The 20,253-nt window shown below is 59.4% G+C and carries 23 protein-coding genes; 12 read left to right on the top strand and 11 right to left on the bottom strand.

Going from position 1 to position 20,253, the window contains the following annotated elements; all coding sequences use genetic code 11:
* The first annotated feature begins 18 nt into the window (after window positions 1–18).
* The 3 genes from rsmG to HY29_RS09525 are packed head-to-tail and all read left to right on the top strand — an operon-like array spanning window position 19 to window position 2,331.
* Window positions 19–612, top strand: coding sequence for a 16S rRNA (guanine(527)-N(7))-methyltransferase RsmG (gene rsmG / locus HY29_RS09535; protein WP_241765178.1), 594 nt, complete (start codon window positions 19–21; stop codon window positions 610–612).
* Entirely contained in the window at window positions 599–1,411 is an 813-nt protein-coding gene (locus tag HY29_RS09530) for a ParA family protein (protein WP_034796178.1), read from the top strand. Before rsmG ends, HY29_RS09530 begins: the two co-directional genes overlap by 14 nt.
* 5 nt (window positions 1,412–1,416) lie before the next feature.
* Complete coding sequence (locus HY29_RS09525; protein ID WP_034796174.1) at window positions 1,417–2,331, top strand: ParB/RepB/Spo0J family partition protein; 915 nt, start codon at window positions 1,417–1,419, stop codon at window positions 2,329–2,331.
* Between the two features lie 3 nt (window positions 2,332–2,334).
* On the opposite strand, the gene holA is transcribed toward HY29_RS09525, so the two are convergent.
* From holA to HY29_RS09505, 4 genes are read right to left on the bottom strand one after another with little or no spacing between them, the layout of a single operon-like run.
* The gene (gene holA / locus HY29_RS09520) at window positions 2,335–3,369 is read right to left on the bottom strand and encodes a DNA polymerase III subunit delta (RefSeq protein ID WP_034796171.1); all 1,035 of its coding nucleotides are present in this window, start codon (window positions 3,367–3,369) and stop codon (window positions 2,335–2,337) included.
* On the bottom strand, window positions 3,369–3,842 hold the full coding sequence (gene lptE, locus HY29_RS09515; protein WP_034796168.1) for an LPS assembly lipoprotein LptE: 474 nt from the start codon (window positions 3,840–3,842) through the stop codon (window positions 3,369–3,371). The genes holA and lptE overlap by 1 nt, the downstream gene beginning before the upstream one ends.
* A complete protein-coding gene (gene leuS, locus HY29_RS09510; RefSeq protein ID WP_034796165.1) occupies window positions 3,839–6,406 on the bottom strand; it encodes a leucine--tRNA ligase in 2,568 nt (855 codons plus the stop codon). Before leuS ends, lptE begins: the two co-directional genes overlap by 4 nt.
* A gap of 43 nt (window positions 6,407–6,449) precedes the next feature.
* A complete protein-coding gene (locus HY29_RS09505; protein WP_034796162.1) occupies window positions 6,450–6,875 on the bottom strand; it encodes a DUF3576 domain-containing protein in 426 nt (141 codons plus the stop codon).
* A gap of 105 nt (window positions 6,876–6,980) precedes the next feature.
* Here HY29_RS09505 and HY29_RS09500 point away from each other — a divergent pair, with 105 nt between their 5' ends.
* Window positions 6,981–8,162: a porin gene (locus HY29_RS09500; protein ID WP_034796151.1), complete on the top strand. Its 1,182-nt coding sequence runs from the start codon at window positions 6,981–6,983 to the stop codon at window positions 8,160–8,162.
* A gap of 77 nt (window positions 8,163–8,239) precedes the next feature.
* Window positions 8,240–8,692 (top strand): NtrZ family periplasmic regulatory protein, encoded by a 453-nt coding sequence (locus HY29_RS09495; RefSeq protein ID WP_034796149.1) that lies wholly within the window; start codon window positions 8,240–8,242, stop codon window positions 8,690–8,692.
* Here HY29_RS09495 and HY29_RS09490 read toward each other — a convergent pair.
* The gene (locus HY29_RS09490) at window positions 8,689–9,312 is read right to left on the bottom strand and encodes a thiamine phosphate synthase (protein WP_051601376.1); all 624 of its coding nucleotides are present in this window, start codon (window positions 9,310–9,312) and stop codon (window positions 8,689–8,691) included. The genes HY29_RS09495 and HY29_RS09490 overlap by 4 nt on opposite strands.
* A 4-nt stretch (window positions 9,313–9,316) precedes the next feature.
* On the opposite strand from HY29_RS09490, the gene HY29_RS09485 reads away from it, so the two are divergent.
* Window positions 9,317–9,985: a YggS family pyridoxal phosphate-dependent enzyme gene (locus HY29_RS09485; protein WP_034796148.1), complete on the top strand. Its 669-nt coding sequence runs from the start codon at window positions 9,317–9,319 to the stop codon at window positions 9,983–9,985.
* Here the strand turns inward: HY29_RS09485 and HY29_RS09480 are convergent.
* Entirely contained in the window at window positions 9,982–10,491 is a 510-nt protein-coding gene (locus tag HY29_RS09480; protein WP_034796146.1) for a L,D-transpeptidase family protein, read from the bottom strand. The genes HY29_RS09485 and HY29_RS09480 overlap by 4 nt on opposite strands.
* 99 nt (window positions 10,492–10,590) lie before the next feature.
* Between HY29_RS09480 and HY29_RS09475 the strand changes: the two genes are divergently transcribed.
* The gene (locus HY29_RS09475) at window positions 10,591–11,277 is read left to right on the top strand and encodes a response regulator transcription factor (RefSeq protein ID WP_034796274.1); all 687 of its coding nucleotides are present in this window, start codon (window positions 10,591–10,593) and stop codon (window positions 11,275–11,277) included.
* Here HY29_RS09475 and HY29_RS09470 read toward each other — a convergent pair.
* The 3 genes from HY29_RS09470 to HY29_RS09460 form a co-directional block, all read right to left on the bottom strand.
* Complete coding sequence (locus HY29_RS09470; RefSeq protein WP_206741947.1) at window positions 11,268–12,086, bottom strand: CPBP family glutamic-type intramembrane protease; 819 nt, start codon at window positions 12,084–12,086, stop codon at window positions 11,268–11,270. The genes HY29_RS09475 and HY29_RS09470 overlap by 10 nt on opposite strands.
* 56 nt (window positions 12,087–12,142) lie before the next feature.
* Window positions 12,143–12,946: an exodeoxyribonuclease III gene (locus tag HY29_RS09465; RefSeq protein ID WP_034796140.1), complete on the bottom strand. Its 804-nt coding sequence runs from the start codon at window positions 12,944–12,946 to the stop codon at window positions 12,143–12,145.
* Window positions 12,947–13,226: 280 nt separating this feature from the next.
* The gene (locus HY29_RS09460; protein ID WP_034796138.1) at window positions 13,227–13,886 is read right to left on the bottom strand and encodes a LolA family protein; all 660 of its coding nucleotides are present in this window, start codon (window positions 13,884–13,886) and stop codon (window positions 13,227–13,229) included.
* A 242-nt stretch (window positions 13,887–14,128) separates the two neighbouring features.
* Between HY29_RS09460 and trxA the strand changes: the two genes are divergently transcribed.
* From trxA to HY29_RS09440, 4 genes are read left to right on the top strand one after another with little or no spacing between them, the layout of a single operon-like run.
* Window positions 14,129–15,016, top strand: a complete 888-nt coding sequence (trxA, locus tag HY29_RS09455) for a thioredoxin (RefSeq protein WP_034796135.1) — start codon at window positions 14,129–14,131, stop codon at window positions 15,014–15,016.
* Window positions 15,017–15,076: 60 nt separating this feature from the next.
* Window positions 15,077–15,727 (top strand): LON peptidase substrate-binding domain-containing protein, encoded by a 651-nt coding sequence (locus HY29_RS09450; protein WP_034796132.1) that lies wholly within the window; start codon window positions 15,077–15,079, stop codon window positions 15,725–15,727.
* A gap of 8 nt (window positions 15,728–15,735) precedes the next feature.
* Window positions 15,736–15,972: a Trm112 family protein gene (locus tag HY29_RS09445; RefSeq protein ID WP_034796130.1), complete on the top strand. Its 237-nt coding sequence runs from the start codon at window positions 15,736–15,738 to the stop codon at window positions 15,970–15,972.
* Window positions 15,969–16,280, top strand: a complete 312-nt coding sequence (locus HY29_RS09440; protein WP_034796127.1) for a gamma-butyrobetaine hydroxylase-like domain-containing protein — start codon at window positions 15,969–15,971, stop codon at window positions 16,278–16,280. The genes HY29_RS09445 and HY29_RS09440 overlap by 4 nt, the downstream gene beginning before the upstream one ends.
* Here HY29_RS09440 and HY29_RS09435 read toward each other — a convergent pair.
* Complete coding sequence (locus tag HY29_RS09435; RefSeq protein ID WP_034796124.1) at window positions 16,277–17,515, bottom strand: FAD-dependent monooxygenase; 1,239 nt, start codon at window positions 17,513–17,515, stop codon at window positions 16,277–16,279. The genes HY29_RS09440 and HY29_RS09435 overlap by 4 nt on opposite strands.
* Before the next feature lie 215 nt (window positions 17,516–17,730).
* On the opposite strand from HY29_RS09435, the gene HY29_RS09430 reads away from it, so the two are divergent.
* The gene (locus HY29_RS09430; RefSeq protein ID WP_034796121.1) at window positions 17,731–19,125 is read left to right on the top strand and encodes an ammonium transporter family protein; all 1,395 of its coding nucleotides are present in this window, start codon (window positions 17,731–17,733) and stop codon (window positions 19,123–19,125) included.
* A 112-nt stretch (window positions 19,126–19,237) separates the two neighbouring features.
* Here HY29_RS09430 and HY29_RS18465 read toward each other — a convergent pair whose 3' ends face one another.
* Window positions 19,238–20,242 carry a fasciclin domain-containing protein gene (locus tag HY29_RS18465; RefSeq protein WP_051601375.1) on the bottom strand — a complete coding sequence of 335 codons (1,005 nt, stop codon included), beginning with the start codon at window positions 20,240–20,242 and terminating at the stop codon, window positions 19,238–19,240.
* Window positions 20,243–20,253: the final 11 nt, after the last annotated feature.

The following is a 20,253-nucleotide window of genomic DNA, read 5'->3' as shown; positions in this document are numbered from 1 at the left end:
CACGATCGCGCGGCATTTTTGGCCGATTTCGATGTTTCACGTGAAACATTGGAAAGATTGGACACGATCATCTTAACCCTCGACGACTGGCGGAAACGGTCAAATCTGATTGGCCCACGCGAATGGCCCCAGATCTGGACGCGTCATGTCGGCGATTCCTTCCAGGTTCTGGACTATGTACCAAATGAAACGCGTGTGGTGGATTTCGGTTCCGGCGCGGGCTTTCCTGGATTGATAATGTCAGCGGCCAGACCGACGTGTCATGTGACGATGATGGAAAGCGTCGGAAAGAAATGCGCCTTTCTCCGCGCCGCCATCGAAGCGGCGGGTCTGAATGCCTCTGTCTATCAGGGCCGGATCGAAGCTGCCCCCGCCAGTGAGGCAGATATCGTCACCGCGCGCGCCTTTGCTCCGCTTCCCAAATTGCTCGACTACGCCGCGCCATGGATGGAAAACGGTGCAAAAGGGGTTTTTCTCAAGGGCGAACGCTGGAAAGAAGAATTGACGGACGCGCAACAAACATGGAATTTCGCGTACGAGGCGATTCCAAGTCGCACCGGTGGGTCAGGCGTGATTTTGATCGTGAGGGAGCTCAAACGTGGCAGGCGGTAAACCTAGAATTTTTGCGGTCGTGAACCAGAAAGGCGGGGTCGGTAAGACCACCACGTCTATCAATCTGGGGACGGCTTTGGCGGCTGTGGGCCGTCGTGTCCTGATTGTGGACTTCGATGCCCAGGGCAACGCGTCGACCGGCCTTGGCATTGAGCGCCAGGACCGTCTGAAAACATCGTATGATGTGGTTGTGGACCGGATTCCTCTGGAAGAAGCGGTTCTGTCCACCATCGTGCCGCGTCTGGATATTGTTCCCGGTGACGAGAACCTTTCCGGCGTCGAGACGGAACTGGCCAATGATGCGCACCGGTCATACCGGCTGCGGGATGGCCTGCATGATTATGTGAACCGCTCGATGACCGGTAGTCTCGTCAAGTATGACTACATTCTGATCGATTGCCCGCCATCCTTGTCGTCGCTCACATTGAACGCGATGACGGCGGCCGATGCGCTTCTGGTGCCGCTGCAGTGTGAGTTCCTTGCACTTGAAGGCCTCAGCCAATTGTTGCGCACGGTGGAAGTTGTGCGCGCTGGCCTCAATCCGGACCTTGAGATTCAGGGCGTTGTTCTGACGATGTATGACCGCCGGAACAATCTGTCAGACCAGGTGGCCGACGAAGTGCGCGCCTTCTTTGGCAACAAGGTCTACAATACGGTCATACCGCGGAATGTCCGTCTGTCCGAAGCGCCATCGTTCGGTAAGCCGGCACTTCTGTATGATTATCGGTGTCCGGGCAGCGAAGCCTATATCCGCCTGGCATCAGAAGTTCTGCAAAGAGAGAAGGCCCGCGCGGCCTGAATATCATGAGCGAAGACGCAAAGAGCAAACCTTCCCGCCTTGGACGCGGACTTTCGGCCCTGATCGGAGAGGTCGAGGGTGTCTCTCGTCCTGAAGCGGACTCTACAGGCGGCAAGTCTGAAGGCGGCAGCGAGATCGCGATTGATCTGATCCGCCGCAACCCGTCCCAGCCGCGGCGCACGTTTGACGAAAGCGCGCTGAAGGAACTGGCCGACTCGCTGAAAACGCGCGGTGTCTTGCAGGCAATTCTTGTGCGGCCCGATCCGAAGGAAACGGGGAAATACCAGATCATCGCGGGGGAACGCCGTTGGCGGGCTGCCAAAATGGCCGGTCTGACCAGTATTCCTGCGGTAGTCCGTGATACCGATGAGCTGGAACTGCTCGAAATCGGTATCATCGAAAACGTCCAGCGGTCTGACCTCAACCCGATTGAAGAGGCAGAGGCCTATGAGGCGCTGATGAAGCGCTTCGGCCGCACGCAGGACAGCCTGGCGACAAGCGTTGGGAAGAGCCGGGTGCACATCGCCAACACGCTGCGTCTTTTGCAACTGCCGGAAGGGGCGCGTGAACACATTCGTGAAGGCCGCATCACAGCGGGCCATGCACGGGCCGCGCTCGGCGCACCAGACCCGGAAGCGCTGATCGATCTGGCTGTGGACAAGGGGCTGACGGTTCGCGATGTGGAAGCGCGTGCCAAGGCGGCCCGCGAAGGCGGACCGATCGAAACCAAGTCTGCCAAGCCGAAGCCGGACGAAAAGGATGTCGATACCGAAGCACTGGAAGCGGACCTGTCCCGCCAGCTGGGCCTCGATGTTGATATTCGTCACGGCAAGAATGGCGGCGAACTGCGCATCAAATATCGCGACCTGGAACAGCTGGATGATGTGTGCCGCCGCCTGACGGCGAAGCGCAAGCTGTAAGGCCTAGCCTGCCATTTCAGCGGCGCGGGCAATCTCATTCATCAGTACACGAACAACTGGGTCCGCGCTGCCGGACCCGGACTTTGCCTGTTGTTCGGCTTCATAAATGCGTTCCATGATCCGCATCAGGCGCTTGGCGGGCCATTTGCGCAGGCGCGCATTATAGGCTGGCCATTCATTCTGCCAGACGGGCGGGCGCAGCTTCATGCCCGGATTGGAATTGCCAGCCGCCATCTTTGAATGGGCATCCAGCATGCGGAGAGTTTCAAATTGCAGAGAGCGGAGAATCGATATGCCGCTGGTGCCGGCAACGGCCAGCCGGTCCAGCGCCGCGTGCACGGCAGCAGGCTGACCATTCAGCGTGGCGCGGATTGCGGCTGACAGATTGTGATCAATATCTGTTGCTGAAAGCGCGCGAATGTCGCTGACATTGATCGGACGTCCCAGGTTCAACGCGTAGAGAGAGAGTTTCTCGATTTCCGCATTGGCCAGATTCCTGTGGCCGGGCAGGTCGCCAATGAACAGGCTGAGCGCATCAGGCTCAATCTCGATACCGGCTTCGGCCAGCACGGCTTTTACACGGCTCTCGATATCGCCAGCTTCATCTGCGAATAATTGCAGGCACGCGGTCAGCTTGGCGGCTTCGGCGGCAGCGCGAATCTTGGATCGCTTCTGCAAACTACCAGCTTCGATGATCAGGCGAGCCGCATAATAGTTTTCCTGCGCGTCGCCCTTCTGGATGGCTTCCGTCAGCAGAGCGGCAATCTTGTCTCCACTGGTCCGAACGCGAATGACGCGCGGGTCGCCCAGCAGAGAGACAGCTTCCAGCCCATCGAACAGCAGGGAAGGGTCTTTCCGGATGGAATCATCATCGAGAGTGGTAACGTCCATGCTTCCGGATTTTGGCGTCCACGCCTTGATCAGGCTGCTGGCGGCATCAGAGGCCAGACCTTCATCTTCCCCGAATGCCAGCACAGCCCAGACTGATGGCTTGGGCTTGCGGGCAAAGTCAGCTGCCTGTTTGCCCTTCAGCAGCATCAGTCTTCAACAAGTTGGAGACGCAGATCATCCACGAGGCGTTTTGCGAGCAGCCGCATGGCCCGGTCCGACGCCCCTTTCTGGGCAGAAATATCCCCATAGGGGCTGTCAGGAACGGCGAAGGTCGCTTCACTCGTGGCGCTGCCGGAAACAGTGTCGCTCTCACGCGAGAGGGTATAGCGGGCACTCGCGACAACACTTGAACGGGATGCCTGGCCATCCGGCTTGAAGGTCAGCCGTGTGAGGCTTTCACTCAGCTCCACTCTCAGCGTGGAAGGCTCGGTCACATTAGGCAGGCCAATCGCCAGCTCTTCCTGAAGCGCGCGCCGCAGCATGTATCCGGAACGGCCCGCAATAGGCGGCACGGTAATCGCCCCGCCAGCATAGTTAGCATTGGCACCTGTTGAGTAGACAGGCCTGAACCCACAGCCGGAAATCAGGGCGAAAGCGAAGATGGCGAGAAGATATTTCATGCCACCACGATATTCACGATGCGGCCCGGCACGACAATGGTTTTCTTCACGGACTTGCCTTCAATGAAGCTGGTCACTTCCTTTTGAGACAGGGCGAGGGCCTCGACATCATCCTTGCCCATATCCTTGGGCACAGTGATCTCTGTGCGGCGCTTGCCATTCACCTGAACCGCCATGGTGACACTGTCATCAGTCGTCAGGGAGTTATCGGCCTCTGGCCAGTCGGCTGCAGAGACAAAGCCTTCCTTGCCAAGACGCTCCCAGCAGGTTTCCGCCAGATGCGGCATGAACGGTGTCAGGCAGCGGGCAAGCATGGAGGCGCCTTCCAGGCGAGCGCCCAGAACAGCGTCGCCAGCAGACTCGGCTTTCTTCAACGCGCTGACCCATTCATGGATGCTGGCAACAGCAGAGTTGAAGCGGAATTCCTCAACCGCCTTGTCGATGGCGGCGACGGCCTTGTGGCTCGCCTTGCGCAGAGTGAGGGAGTCGGCATCATCGCCAGGCTCGGCAGAAGCATTTTCAGGCAGGCCGTCAAACACGCTCCACAGGCGCTGGGCAAAGCGAGCCGCGCCTTCGACACCGGCTTGCGTCCATTCGACATCGCGTTCCGGCGGAGAGTCAGACAGCACGAACCAGCGCGCAACATCTGCGCCGAATTGCGCAATGATGGCATCGGGGTCGACCGTATTCTTTTTGGATTTGGACATCTTCTCGATCGGGCCAGGCGTCGCGATGGCGCCGGTCTCAATCTCGATCCAGCTGTCGCCGTCCTTCTCAACTTCAGAGGGCTGCAGCCATTTACCGGCAGCCGACTTGTAGGTCTCGTGTGTCACCATGCCTTGCGTGAACAGGCCGGCAAAGGGCTCGCCGCTCGGCAGGTCCAGCAGGCCGACATCGCGCATGGCGCGGGCAAAGAAGCGGGCATAGAGCAGGTGAAGCACGGCGTGCTCGACACCGCCGACATATTGGTCGACCGGCATCCAGTAGGCGCGCTCTTCCAGATCCTTCACGCTGGCAAAGCGGGAGTAATACCAGGAGCTGTCGACGAACGTGTCCAGCGTATCGGTCTCGCGGCGCGCCGCTGCCCCGCATTTCGGGCAGTCGACATGTTTCCAGCTTGGATGACGCTCGAGTGGATTGCCCGGTTTGTCAAAGCTGACATCGTCCGGCAGTCTGACCGGCAGGTCTGACTCTGGTACCGGAACAATTCCGCAGCTGTCGCAATGGATGACCGGGATCGGGCAGCCCCAGTAGCGCTGGCGGGAAACCCCCCAGTCACGCAGGCGGTAGTTCACGGTGCCTTCACCGAGCCCCATGGATTCGATCTTCTCGATGGCTGTCCGCTTGGCATCCTCGATGGACAGCCCGTTCAGGAAGCCGGAATTGAAGATCGTGCCGGGCCCGGTATAGGCCTCAGTGTCCACATCAAAGGTCTGACTGTCTGCGTTTGGCGGGAGAACGACCGGTTTTACCTTCAGGTCATACTTGCGGGCAAAGTCGATATCGCGCTGATCATGGGCTGGGCAGGCGAAGATCGCGCCTGTGCCGTAGCCCATCAGCACAAAGTTCGCGACCCAGACCGGAAGGGTAATGGAGTCATCGAACGGATGTTTCACGGTCAGACCGGTATCGAAGCCCAGCTTGTCGGCTTTCTCGATGGCCTCTTCGCTGGTGCCGATCTGCGCACATTTTGCGCGGAAGGCTTTCAGCTCTTCCGATTGCTCGGCCAGCTGGATCGTCAGCGGGTGATCAGGCGACAGGGCCACAAAGCTCGCGCCGAACAGCGTGTCAGGCCGCGTTGTGAAGATCTCGATACCATCCGCATAGTCGGCAGGCGCATCGCCTGCGAACTCGAACCGCATCTGCAGGCCTTCCGACCGGCCGATCCAGTTCGCCTGCATGGTGCGGACTTTCTCGGGCCACCGCTCTAGCTGCTGCACCTCTTCCAGCAGGTCTTCGGCATAATGGGTGATCTTGAAGAACCACTGGGTCAGCTCACGCTGTTCCACCAGCGCGCCTGAACGCCAGCCGCGTCCGTCGATGACCTGCTCATTGGCCAGCACCGTATTGTCGACCGGGTCCCAGTTCACCTTGGAGGCCTTGCGGTAGACGAGGCCCTTTTCCAGGAATTTCAGGAACAGGCCCTGCTGGTCGCCATAATATTCCGGGTCGCAGGTTGCGAACTCCCGGCTCCAGTCAAGCGACAGACCGAGCTTCATGAACTGCGCCTTCATGGCGGCAATGTTCTGATAGGTCCATTCGCCGGGATGGACATTGCGTTCCATCGCGGCGTTTTCTGCCGGCATGCCAAACGCGTCCCAGCCCATCGGGTGGAGCACATTGTAGCCTTTGGCGCGCTTGTAGCGGGCAACGACATCGCCCATCGCATAGTTGCGCACATGGCCCATGTGCAGACGCCCCGAAGGATAGGGAAACATCTCCAGGACATAGGCCTTGGGGGCATCGCCCGCCTCGGCAGGTGATTTCGCTTCAAACAGCGCAGCATCGTCCCAAGCTGCACGCCATTTTTGTTCCGCTGTCTGCGGATCGTAACGGGTCGCCATGCCCCTAGACCTTTCCGGATGAAAAGAGCGCCCCTGAGGGCAACTATCCCAGTTGTGAATTCTTCAGAACGCGAGCCCGCTCAAGAATCTTGTTTTCGAGCTGGACGCCTGTCACCGGATCAACCGGAGCGTCCACCCATTCACCGTTTTCATTCGTCTGACGGAAAACGGAAACCTTCACGCCATCCGCACGCAGGCGCGTGTCGAGAATGTAGACGGTCGCCTTGATACGCTCGTCCGGAGCGTTCTCGAAGGTTTTCCAGTCATACACGACCAGGCCGCCGATCGGATCGGCCGACTTTACGGGAAGATCATCGAACGTATCGAGCGCGGCGCGCCACAGATACGGATTCACACTGCCAATATTCTGCTGTGCAACTTTTTGTTCTGTATTGACGGCTGACCTGGACTGACAGCCAGAAACCAACAGCATTCCGGCCACTGCCGCAGAGAAGACAAATTTGATCATGAAGAAAGTTCCCGAAAGCAAGACCTTGTTGACGCGAGTTTGTATAACAAGGGGTGTACAGGCTCGCCAGTGCTGATCTGCGTGTCATCACCCCAGGAGTGACGAATGAGATATGCCCTGATCTGCCTTGCCCTCAGCCCGGTTCTGGCCCCGATCGCGTCTGCGCAATGGGAAGATGACTGGGAGGTCTGGGAAACCAAAACAGAAATGGGCACAACCCTGCTTGCATCCACGCATGCGGACGAACCGGTGCTCTATCGATTCTGGCTGGAGGCTTCGCGCAATCGCATTCTGGACAATGGCGTGGAAATTGGCGCAGCCGGACGGTTGGAAGTGCAGCGCGATCATCCGGCGCGGGCGGGTTTCAGCGGGGTTCCGGTTGGAACAGAGGGCGGCGGCTTTGGCCTGCAGGGGGCCTTTACCGGCCTCGCCACAGGCATCCCAGCAGAGGATGAAGACGCGCGCATTCAGCTGGAGCAGGCCTATCTCTATGCAAATGGTGGTTATGGCGAACTCCGCCTCGGGCGCGATGCCGGTGTCGCGCTGCGCTTTCGGGAAGGGTCCCCCTCCATATTCGAGACGGTGGCCATCGGCGCGCAGACGCTGGACCCTTCCGGCATGGACATCATAACGACACGGCATGACCTGACCGGTCCGTCTGCGAAGCTGACTTATACAACTCCGCGCCTGATCGGCATTCGCGCCGGGATCAGCTTTACACCGCGCGTGGATGTGCGCGGGCTGGACCGGGATGCAGATCGCAATTTGCCAGGCGCTGCGCCAGTAACGCTGAAGAACGCCGCGGAAGGCGCGGTGAATTTCTCTCATCTTCTGCGCGAGAGCGGAGTGCGTGTGCGTGCCTCGGCAGCGGCGAGTACGGCCGAGGTGGACGTGCCCGCCTATGCTGCCTCGAACTATGATCGCGTCTCTACCTGGTCGCTCGGCGGTTCACTCGAATATGAGACCTTCACGCTCGGCGCGTCTTACCTGTCATCAGACAATGGAATCGCTGCTGCAGGCGACTATGAAGCCTGGACTCTGGGCCTGACCAAAAAGGTTGGGAACTATCTGCTGGGAGCAGAGTATGGAGAGGGTGACGACGATCTCACCAGTATGGAGGGAAAAGTTTGGAGTGTGGGGGTGGCGCGCGAGTTTGGAGAGCATGTAAAAGGCTCACTCGGATATCGCGAAACAGAACTGGATTTCATATCGATTCCCTCATTGGCCCGTCCGGAAGGCAACAATTCGCTTGATGGGATTGTGATAGAAATCACACTATCGAATTAGAATCCCAACCCTGTTGGAATGTTAATCTTCTATTTACTCGGGCATTTGACTATTCTGACTACAGAGGTGCGTTTATCATGAAGCTGAGCTTCGCTATCACGGCAGGGATTTTGTTCGCTGCGCTGGCTATGCCGGCGGCAGCGCAAGAAGCCATGCCTGCACCTTCGATGGACGTGAAAGCGCCAACCCTCTCTGAAACCGAATCTGGCCAGTCCGAATGGTATCGCCAGTTTGCCCAGCCGAAGCCGGCTGACAGCAAACCCGTGTGGCAGGCAGAACCGAACCAGGATTTTTCCATGCAGTTCGGCGGAGACAAGCGCCTGCGCTTCAGCCTCGACAAGGTGTCCCGTCCGGGCCTGACGCCGCTTCCACGTGAAGAAATGCAGGCTGGCGCGACCTTCCTGATCACGCCGCGCTTCTCTGTTGGGGGTGAAGTCAGCGTCGGGGCTGACAAGCTGGATGACAAATCGACTTGGGAAGCCCGCGAAGTCGAAGCAGGCATTCGCCTGAAATCCGCGTTCAAGTTCTAGCGCCCGAACGCGTCTGAAATTCCTTCAATTGCTGCCACGCCTGCTGCATCGCTGATGCTGGCAGCTGTTTGTGCGTTCAGTCCGCCCAGCGCGTAGAGCGGCAGGCGGCTTTCGCGTGACAATGTCCGCAGCGTATGTGCGCCCAGCGGCGCGCCTGCAGATGGGCTGTTGGAAGGAAATACCGCTGAGACGAGCGCGGCATCGAACAGATTCGACTCAACACGCCGCAATTCCTGTCCGCCATGCGCGCTGACCGTCATCAGCTCAAACCGCGAGCGCCATTTGCGTGCTGCTGACTGCTGCGCGAATGGCCAGTGCACACCTGCGGCGCCAACCTGCATAGCCAGCAACGGATCCGCCGCGATCAGAAGGGCCAGGCCCCGCCGATTGGCAATCTCCGCCAGCTGTGTTGCCTGCCAGACCCGGTGCGCGGCGCCATAATGGCGATAGATTATGCCCCAGCCTTGCGGCAGCTGGTCGGCCAGCGAAACAGGGTCCGCAATACGCTTGGGATCCGTCAGGAACAGCGCAGGCGGCAGGCCTTCGGGCAAGTGCCGCAGAACGCGTCTCGCCGCAGAGATCAGCTTGCGTCTTTCGCCATCTTGGGGTTTCTGCGCCATCAGGATGACTGATACGGATATTACCGAAATTGCCAAGCGCCGTCGCGCGATCCTGAGTGAGCTTTCCGAGATATCGGAAACGCCGCCGGTTCTCGTGGCCGTCACCAAGACTCAGCCGGACGAGGCGCTCGAAGCGATCCTGGCCGATGGTCAGCGCGTGTTTGGTGAGAACCGCGTTCAGGAAGCCTATGAGCATTGGGAAGCGCGGCGCGAGACCATTCCGGATCTGGAACTGCGCCTGATCGGGCCTTTGCAATCCAACAAGTCCGAAGATGCCGTGCGCCTGTTCGACGTCATCGAGACAATCGACCGGCCAAAGCTCTGCCGGGAACTTGCCAAGGCGGAAGAGAAAACCGGCCTCGAGCGCACCTATCTGATTCAGGTGAATACCGGGGAAGAGCCGCAAAAGGCCGGCGTCAGCCCGGATGGCGTACAGGACTTGCTGGCCACAGCACGCGAGCATGGCCTGAATGTTGTCGGCCTGATGTGCATCCCTCCGGTTGAGGAGCCTGCGGGCCCGCATTTCGCGCTGCTGGCAAAGCTCGCGCGCAAGCTGGGGCTCAGCCAGCTCTCAATGGGGATGAGCGCTGATTATGATCTCGGTGCACGTTTTGGAGCGACGCATGTTCGGGTCGGCTCGGCCCTGTTTGGCGCGCGGGATTATAGCGCCTAGAAGCTGATCTCGATCAGCGTGTCAGGCGTCATCATTTCCAGCGCTGCGAGCAGATCTTCCTTTTCCATCGCGATGCAGCCTTCCGTGGGCCGGAAGTCTGGCTGCGCAATGTGCATGAAAATGGCGCTGCCACGCCCTGGCACGACGGGATCGTCATTATAGCCAAGCTCGACAATCAGGTCATAGACATGATCGTCCCGCCAGAGTTTCTCATGGCTGTGGATAAAGGGCAGTGACACAAACAGATTGTAGAGCGGGTGGTTTGCTTCATCACACCAGCCATCGTCTGGCGTCAGGGGCACTTTTTCGAGCGATGTCTTTGGCGGATCACCCCGGTCAGGCCGGTAAAAGACACGCCGTATGGGCCAGCGGCCAGCCGGCGAAGCGCCGTCGCCCTCGCGTTTCTGGCCTGCAACAACAACGCCGCCCTTGCCCAGCACGCAGCGCGCCGTAAATCCCGGACCGGAGAATTTGCCATTTGGCCGCGCCGTGAACGTGATGCTCACATATTGCTCCCAGACTTGTGATTGCGCATTTTGCGCAGTCTTATGGCATCTGGCGGACGCGACAAGATGCGGAATGGCCCCGCAGACAAGGAGACGCGCATGACAGGCAAGAAGACGATCCTGCTGGTGGATGATGATCCGGACCTGCGCGAAGCCCTGAGTGAGCAGTTCGAACTGCATGAAGGCTTTGAAACGCTGCAAGCCGAAAATGCGCATGATGGCATTGCCACCGCACTGGCCGAGCGTATCGACCTGATCCTGCTGGATGTCGACATGCCGGACATGGATGGCCGCGAAGCCTGCAAGCAGATGCGCCAGAAAGGTGTTCGCGCGCCGATCATCATGCTGACCGGACAGGATGGCGATGCAGACACGATCCTGGGCCTCGAATCCGGCGCCAATGATTATGTGACCAAACCGTTCAAATTTTCCGTGCTGCTGGCACGGGTGCGGGCGCATCTGCGCAGCTTCGAACAGTCGGAAGATGCGACCTTCCAGATCGGACCTTATGATTTCCGCCCGGCCATGAAGCTGCTGGTCACCGAAGAAGGCCGCAAGGTGCGCCTGACGGAGAAGGAAACCAACATTCTGAAATATCTCTACCGCGCGCAGGGCAAGCCGGTCGCGCGGGATGAACTGTTGTCAGAGGTGTGGGGCTATAATGCCACCGTCACGACGCACACGCTGGAAACGCATATCTACCGCCTGCGCCAGAAGGTGGAGCCGGACCCCGCCAATGCGCGCCTGTTGCTGACCGACGCTGGCGGTTATCGCCTTCAGCCTTGAGCGGGCTCGCCTGTAATGGGCCGGGCCCGTCGGTAAAACCAGATACACGGCCAGCCTGCGAGTAAGAGCGCAAAGCCTTCCAGCCCCATCAGGCCCATATGTGGCCACTCAACGGACGGCATCCATAACAGGGACGCGCCAACGACAGCATTGATGCTGCCATGAAAGGCGCCTGCGCCCCATGCGCCTGCACCGCGTTCGCGGAGTAAAGCCAGATAAGGCGTTATCAGGATGCAGAAGGCACACATGGCCAGAACGCCGCCCCATCCCAGGCCCGGATAATTATAGCCCATCAAAATGATGGGCGCATGCCAGACGCCCCAGATCAGACCGATCAGTGCGTTCATCTTCCAGAAGCCCATATGCGCCAGCCGTGGTTGCAGCCAGCCGCGCCAGCCAAGCTCCTCGCTGAAGGTCAGGATCACTGTGTTGATCAGAATGCCGATTGGAACGCCCACACCGATCTGCACCAGCAACAGCATCTCTGCGGGCATGGGCATGGGTTGACCGGTGGCCTCGACAGCAGAGGCGAGTTTCTGCGCCGCATCTGCCGGGGCAGCGCCCATGGCGGCCAGTGACAGCACAATCGCCAGTGCCGCCAGCAGGCACGGCATCAGCCAGGCATAGGGCAGCCAAAGGAAAAGGCGTTTCCAGCTTTCAACAGCCAGGCCCAATGCCCTTGCCCGGTGGCCCTTGTCATAGAGATAGGCGCAAACCAGCGCCCCGATGGCGGGCCCGAACATGGCCAGCATGACAAGCCCACCCGCATAGATGCCCGCGCCGCTAAAGCCGCCCAATCCATATAACACGCCAAAACACGTCCAAGAGAACGTAAAGGCGATGAGCAGGAACAGGCGAATGGGTGTCACGTGTTGAGGATAACACTGATGGGCGCATGATCGGAAGGCTTCCAACCGCCGCGCCAGCCCAGATGGATCCTGTAACTGCTGATGTCGGTATCCGGAAGGGCTGCAGGGTTCACCCAGATATGGTCCAGCCGCCGGCCGCGATTGCTTTTGGCCCAGTCTTTCGCGCGATAGCTCCACCAGGTGTAGAGCTTCTGCTTGTCATCAACAGACATGCGGGCGATGTCCGCAAACTTCGCCTGATTGCGGGAGTCTTCCAGCCGCTCGGTTTCCTGCGGCGTGTGCGAAACGATCTTCAACAGCTGTTTGTGAGACCAGACGTCATGCTCATGCGGGGCGACGTTCAGGTCACCGACCAGAACGCGCGGTGTCTTTGATTGCTTTTTGTAGGCCGGGCCAAGGCGTTCCAGAAAGTCCAGTTTGTGTGCGAACTTGTCATTGGTGGCCGGGTCCGGTTCATCCCCGCCTGCAGGCAGGTAGATATTGTGCACTTCAACGCCCGCGACCTTGCCGGCGATGACGCGGGAATGGCCATGGCGGCAAAGGTCCGGCGCGTCGATCCGCTCTATGGGCAGGCGAGAGGCGATGGCTACGCCATGATGGCCACCTTTCTGTCCATTCAGGACCAGGTGCGGCAGGCCCATTTCGCGGAAAGCCTTCTCCGGAAACTCGCCATCCTGGCACTTGGTTTCCTGCAGGCAGATGACATCCGGCTGCTCGGCAGCAACAAAGGCCGCAACATTGGGCGCGCGAAGCCGGACAGAGTTGATGTTCCAGCTAACGATCTTGAGTGGTTTTGACATGAAGGCTGCGTAGCAGTCTTTCCTGAAACGTCAACGCGCCCGAACGCGGGGAAGTTCGGGCGCGCCTGACGCGAGTTTCCAACGTCTCGCCGGGAGGGGAAGGTTCCGGCGGTGACAGTATGGTGGTTCACAGCGGGGGGTCGGCTGCTGCGCGGGGTCTCCATACCGTCGACAGTTGCAAAGATGTCACTCCCAGAAATATTTTCAAGTAAAATATACGTTATGTTCTTGGGTGTGACGAAAATGACCAGCGGGCGCCGTAGCGCCCGCTCCGATTGGCTCAGTTTTCATCAAAATCCTTCACCACGAACAGGCGCGGATTGAGGCGTTTGCCATACTCCACATTGCTCAACTGGACAGACGTGATGTTGTTTCCGGAATCCACGGTGCGCCAGCCGGTCAGCTCCATGTCTGACTCCCGCATCTGGAGCGTCAGCGTACCATCCATTTCGCCGGACTTATCGCGCAGAGTGATCTCGACATGGCCATTGCCCTGCGTGACATCCAGAATGTCTGCCTCGCTGGCAAAGTCGATCTTGTCATCCAGCAGCAGGGCCAGCGGTGTCGTGCCCAGCGGCACACGGTCTGTGGTTTCCAGTTCGGAATCCTGAAGGGCCACCGTCGTTCCGTCGCTGACCATCAGCAGCGGCGTCGGTGCGTCATAGTCAAAGCGCATCTTGCCAGGTCGCGACAGGGCAAAGCGGCCGGTGGTAACGCTCATGTCCGGGGACAATTGCTGGAACGTGCCGCTTGCGGTCTTCACTTTGGCCATGGCGTCAGAGGCGCGCTTCAGCAGGGTCTGCTTCTGCGCATCGGTCAGGGCGTTTTGCTGTGCGGTCTGCGCCGCTGGGGCAGCAGGGGCGGGCGATTGCAGGGCCAGCGCGATCGGGCTGGTCGCGATGGCCGTTACGGCGCCAAGCGTTGCCAGGAAATTCAACATGGGTCAGGTCTCCTTGTTCGTTGACCACTGGCTTCGTATTTAAGGGTCATAGTCCTTCCGAAACAGGGCAGTAAAAAGGTATTTTGGCCGCTTTTCGTTGGGCCGTGTTCAGCTTCAGGGTTTGCGATACCCGGCATGAGCGGGGCATGAACGCCGTTCTCGCCGCCAGGTTTCAGGGGAAGTGCTTGCGAAAGGCAGGGCAGAGGCCCATCTTCGCCCCAGACAGTCAAGGAATACACACAATGACCGATATGGCCTCCCTCCACACCAAGGACACAACAGACCAGGACTTCATGGCGGATGTTGTTGAGGCATCCCAGGAACAGCCTGTGATCGTGGACTTCTGGGCCCCATGGTGTGGCCCGTGCCGTACACTGGGCCCGATCATCGAGAAGGCCGTGGAGGGTCGCAAGGGCCAGGTCAAACTGGTCAAGATCAACATTGATGAGAACCCGGCCTATGCAGGCCAGCTGGGTGTACGTTCCATCCCGGCGGTCTATGCCTTTGACAAGGGCCGCCCGGTCGATGGTTTCATGGGCGCGTTGCCGGAAAGCCAGATCAATGCCTTTATCGACAAGCTGGTCAGCGGCACGGATGCCGGGCAGATGATCGCCGATGCGCTGGCTCAGGCTGAGGCCGCCAGCCAGGCAGGCGATACCGGCACAGCCGCGCAGATCTATGCTGCCATTATTCAGGAAGATCCGGAAAACGTCACGGCGATTGCCGGTCTGGCCCGCTGCTATCTGGCCAATGGTGATGCCGAGCGCGCAAAGGCGACGCTGGACATGGTGCCGGAAGACAAGCGCAATGACCATGCTGTGAAGGGCGTGCTCACCGCGCTGGAAATGATGGAAGATGCTGGCTCCCCGGACGAATTTGAGGAGGCCCTGTCGGCGGTCCTTGCCAATCCGGAAGATCACGCTCAGCGCTTTGACCTGGCGGAGAAATATGCCGCTGCCGGACGATATGCCGATGCCGTGGATCATCTGCTGATCATCCTGGGCAAGAATCTCAACTGGGAAGAGGGCAAGGCCAAGGAAAAGCTGCTTCAGGTATTCGAAGCGGCCGGTGCCACAGACCAGGCCACAGTGGACGGTCGTCGCCGCCTGGCCTCCCTAATGTTTGCCTGATCACTCAATCGCCCCACATCTGTCTCACGTCGTAAATTCAACAAGTGAGACAGTCAGGCGATGAGCCAGCACACCTTCAGGACAATGTCAGACCTGCCAGCCCAGCTGCCGGTCTTTCCCCTGCCCGGCGCTCTGCTGTTCCCAAGATGGCAGCTGCCGTTGAACATATTTGAACCGCGCTATCTGAACATGATTGATGACGTCATGCAGGAAGAGCGCGTGATAGGCATGATCCAGAGCATGGGCGGCCCGAAATCAAAGCCGAACCTTGCCCATACCGGATGTGCAGGCCGCATCACGGCCTGGTCTGAAACAGGCGACGGACGCTATCTGATCACGCTGACGGGTCTCGCCCGGTTCAACATCAAGCAGGAATTGTCTGTCACAACACCCTATCGTCAGGTGCTGGCGGACTGGGCCCCGTTTGAGGGGGATCTCTATGAGGTTGCCCCTGCCTGCATGCCGGACAGGCATCGTCTGGTGCGGGCCCTGCGCGACTATACAGACGTCAACGACATGTCGACGGACTGGCAGGCTGTCGAAGAAGCGCCGCTTGAAACGCTGATCAACGCGCTCTGTTCGGGCTGTCCGTTCTCCGTCATTGAAAAGCAGGCGCTGGTTGAGGCGCAGACCTTGAAAGATCGCGCGGAAACGCTCATCACGCTTCTGGAAATGGATGTGTCGGGCCCTGAGGGCGGCACGCTGCAATAGGATATCCGATGACGGATGAAAAAGAACTCCCGCGTGACAATACGTCTGGTGTCGACCCACGCCTTCTGGAAGTCCTGATCTGTCCGGTCACCCGTCAGGGGCTGACCTATGATCGCGCCGCGAATGAGCTGGTCTCGGCCAAGGCGCGTCTTGCCTTTCCGATCCGCAATGGCATTCCGATCATGCTGGCCGAAGAGGCGCGCGATCTGGACCTGCCGGTCGAGAAGGAAGGGCCCTCTGAATGAACGCGGCGCCCTGGCCGGTGCGCTTGGCCTTTCGCAAATCAGCGGCGGAATTGGCCGTTGAGTTTGATGACGGGGCCTCTGGCACCATTCCCTATGTCATCCTGCGCAAGGAAAGCCCCTCGGCTGAAGTCCGCGGGCATGGCGGTGGTCCGCCTCCGCCGCAGCCCCCCGTTCCGGCAGACATCAGCGTCACGGGCGCAGACCCGGTCGGGCGCTACGCAGTGCGCATTCATTTTTCCGATGGCCACAATTCCGGCCTCTACACCTGGGGCCAGCTGAGACAGCTTGCGGTAGGTGACGCAGCCTAGCGCATCAGGCTTGGCTGATGGGCCTGGTCGGCGCTTGCCTGGCGTGCCATTGCGCGGCGGAGCGGGCCAATCTTGTTGGCCGCAGTCAGGGCAATGCCGCGGAAAGGCTTCAGAAGTGCGCTGTCATTGGAGAACGCCCGGTCCACCCCGTCCATGAACATGGCAGAGGCGGCAGCGTCGAAGCGGCGCCACTTCTCATATTTCTCCAGCATCACATCAGAGCCCGGATCGAGCCCGGTATCACGCGCCTCTGAGATCACATCGATCAGCGCGCCAACATCCTTGATGCCAAGGTTCAGTCCCTGCCCGGCCAACGGACTGATCCGGTGGGCGGAATCGCCCAGCAGCGCCGTGCGCGGGCCCACCATGCGGGTCGCCAGCTGCATGACCAGCGGATAGGCTGTAGCCGGCCCGACAATCTTCATCGGGCCCGCGAAATCGGCAAAGCGCGCATTCAGTTCAGCCTCGACTTCCTCGACCGGCAAGTCGGCCAGAGCCTCGGCTGCACCGCGCTTCATGTACCAGGCCAGATTTGCCTGATTGTCAGGCATCGGCAGAGTGGCGAACGGGCCTTCCGGTGTGAACAATTGCCGCGCGACACCGTGGTGGGGGCTGCTCAGCTGCACATTGGCGGCAAAAACCGACTGTTTGTAGTCATGCCCCTCGGTCTTGATCCCGACGCAGGCGCGCACGGAAGACTTCATGCCGTCACAGGCCGCAACCAGTCCGGCTTCAATCGTGCGTCCTCCGCTCAGGGTCAGCGTTGCCCCTGCGGCATGGGTTTCCATGTCTTCAAACAGCGTGTTGCGAAGCCAGGTCAGGCCGTCTGTCCTGGCGCAGACCTTGTCCAGCGCAGCCTGCAAGGCGCCGGCCGGAACCATCTGCCCCAGTGGCTCCCCATCATCGTCTTTCGGCAGATCTTCATTTGTAAACAATACAGAAGGGCGGCCAAAGACATGCGTGCCGCCATCAATGGCTTCCAGGCCATTCAGGGGTTCGATCAGGTCCGCAAGATCCGCCGTCGCGCCCGTCGCCCCCAGCAATCGCCAGCTGCCACGCACAATGGCGAAGGTGCGGGTATCCGGGCGGGGCGTGATGTCCGGATTGCGGGCATCAATCAGGACAACGGAAAAGCCACGTTGCGCCGCCAGGATAGCAAGTGAAGTTCCAACGGACCCTGCCCCTACGACGGCAAGGTCATACTTCCGGTCAGACTCTGCATGAGGTGTTTTCATGCCCCTTAGGTAATCCACGTCCGGGCATGCGTCTAGCGGTGGCGCAGATTTGGGCGATTGGCCGCAACACTGCCCAGCGTTTGACCATGCGGGGTGAGAAAAACCTGTCACACACGCAGCCCGTGCGACTTTCCCGCGTGGTGGCAATCATATCGGTTCTGGGAGAGCGCGGGGGGTCCCACGCTCTGAAGTCTCGATGACGAAGGAGGGGCCAGATGGGCCATAAACTAAACAACTGGATACGCGGCGCGGCGCTAATGCCAGCCGCTTTCATGGTGGGGGCAGCTGCCTACGCCCAGGAAGCAGATGTGGAATCACGCCTTGCGGCACTGGAAGAAAGTTTTTCAGGCAGTGCTTCCGCTTATGTTGATAACAGCTACCTCTTCCTGATCGGCGGCATCATCGTGATGCTCATGGCAGCAGGTTTCTGTATGCTGGAAGCGGGCCTTGTCCGGTCCAAGAATGCGGCCATGCAGTCCACCAAGAACGTGGCTCTCTACTCTGTTGCCGGCCTGATGTTCTGGATTGTCGGCTACAATATGGCCTATCCGGGCGCGACCACACTGGGCGGCCTTCTCGGCACGACACCCGGACCGTGGAGCGGCGGCGACCTGAGCGTTGAAAGTCCTGGGGGCTATGCACCGGCGTCTGACTGGTTCTTCCAGATGGTCTTCGTTGCAACCGCAGCCTCAATCGTCTCCGGTACAATTGCCGAGCGCGTCAAGATCTGGCCATTCCTGATCTTCACCGCCTTCCTGACCGCGTTCATCTATCCGATCGTGGCATCCTGGGAGTGGGGTGGCGGCTACCTCGACTCTGAATGGGCCTTCTCTGACTTTGCTGGTTCCACGCTGGTGCACTCCACCGGTGGCTGGGCAGCTCTTGCGGGTGCTCTGATCATTGGCCCGCGGATCGGCAAGTATTTCGGCAAGCAGGTACACCCGATGCCGGGTAACAATATCCCGCTCGCGGCTCTGGGTACGTTCATCCTGTGGTTCGGCTGGTTCGGCTTCAACGGCGCGTCTCAGCTGGCAGCTGGTACGGCAGCGGACATTAACTCCGTCAGCCAGATCTTCGCCAATACGAACATGGCAGCCGCTGGCGGTGTGATCGCGGCCATGATCACCTCGGCCCTGCTCTACAAAGGCAAGATCGATGCAACCATGGTGTTCAACGGTGCGATTGGCGGCCTTGTGTCCATCACGGCTGAGCCGCTGGCTCCGTCCATGGGCGCGTCTGTCCTGATCGGTGCTGTAGGTGGGGTTCTGGTTGTTGTGGCCGTCCCACTGCTCGACAAGCTGAAAATCGACGATGTCGTCGGCGCCATTCCGGCCCACCTTGTGTGCGGCATCTGGGGCACGATGGTCGTCGCAGCTTCCTATGGCAACCACATCATGCCGGTCGAAATCGAAGGTGAGATGCAGGTCAGCTATCTGGGTCAGCTGGTCGGTGTTGTCCTGACGGGTGTGTTCGTCATGGCAGCCTCCAGCGCCGTCTGGTTCGCTCTCAAATTCACGATCGGCCTTCGCCCGAGCGCTGAAGACGAGGAAATGGGTCTCGACAAGGCAGAAATCGGCCTCGAAGCCTATCCGGAATTTACGAACGGCTAAGCCAGCTTCGTATCTCCCAAAAGGAAAGCCCCGGCAGAGTGATCTGCCGGGGCTCTCTATTCAGGGCCAGCGGTGTGGTTTGACTGGCCCATACGGGCAGCGTCGCGATTTATTACTGCTCGGTTTCGTCTTCAGGGATGATCACCGTATCAACGGCATGGATCACACCATTGGAGGCAACAATGTCAGCGCCGATGACTGCGGACTGATCCGCCTTCACGCTATCGCCTTCCTTCTCCACCACCAGATCGGTGTTGGCCAGGGTCGTGACGGTCGTATCGCCTTCTGCGATGTCACTGCTCATGAGTTCACCTTCCACCACATGGGCTTTAAGGATCATCGCGAGCTTGTCATTTGCTTCGCCGGATTTCAGTTTCGCCAGCGTTTCCGGGTCCAGCTTGTCAAAGGCTGCATTGGTCGGGGCAAAAACGGTCATTTCGCCGTCAGCATTCAATGCATCTGCCAGGCCAGCCTGCTGAACCAGCGCGACCAGTGTGGTGAAGCGCGGGTCTTGTGCCGCGAGCTCCGTGATCGTGCCCTTCATTGCCGTATCGCTCATGGCATCGAGCTCAGACTTATATTCTGGCCCACCAACAGCGGTCATGTCTTCCTCCACCTCAGCATCAGCTGTCATGGTGGCATCGGAGTCCATGTCGACGACAGGCGTCTCCACGTCAGCCGTCATTGCGGTGTCGGATTCGATCATCTCGCTTGTCGGCGTGTCGACTTCGTCAGACGCAAAGACTTCGCTTGTTTCGGAATCCATTTTCTCGGAATTTACGTCCGCAGAGGCCATCTCTTCTTCTGACTGCGTTTTCACAGTCATGTCGGCTTCAGCGGTCATTTCCGGTTCTGTGGCGGCGTCTTTACTATCGTCCGTTACGTCGGCGATCACCTTCTCGGCATTCTCTTTATATGCCTTCGGTTTTTCCAGGGCCTGAAGCTGAACATCGTTCAGTTCATCAACCTTTAGATCGTCAAGCGACTCTTCATTTTCTGTAGCCGTGACAGCAGCGGAGGCGTTAATTTCTGCGCCGCTGGTGTTATCTTCTTGTGCCATTGCAGACATACCCGTTAACAGGGCGATGGTCGCTGGAATAATCAGTGTGCGTCTCATTATGCGGTCTC

Origin of the sequence: Hyphomonas beringensis (assembly GCF_000682755.1) — a bacterium.
Taxonomy (GTDB): Bacteria; Pseudomonadota; Alphaproteobacteria; order Caulobacterales; family Hyphomonadaceae; genus Hyphomonas; species Hyphomonas beringensis.
The sequence above is the reverse complement of the archived record's forward strand: the minus strand, read 5'-3'. Positions and strand labels throughout refer to the sequence as shown.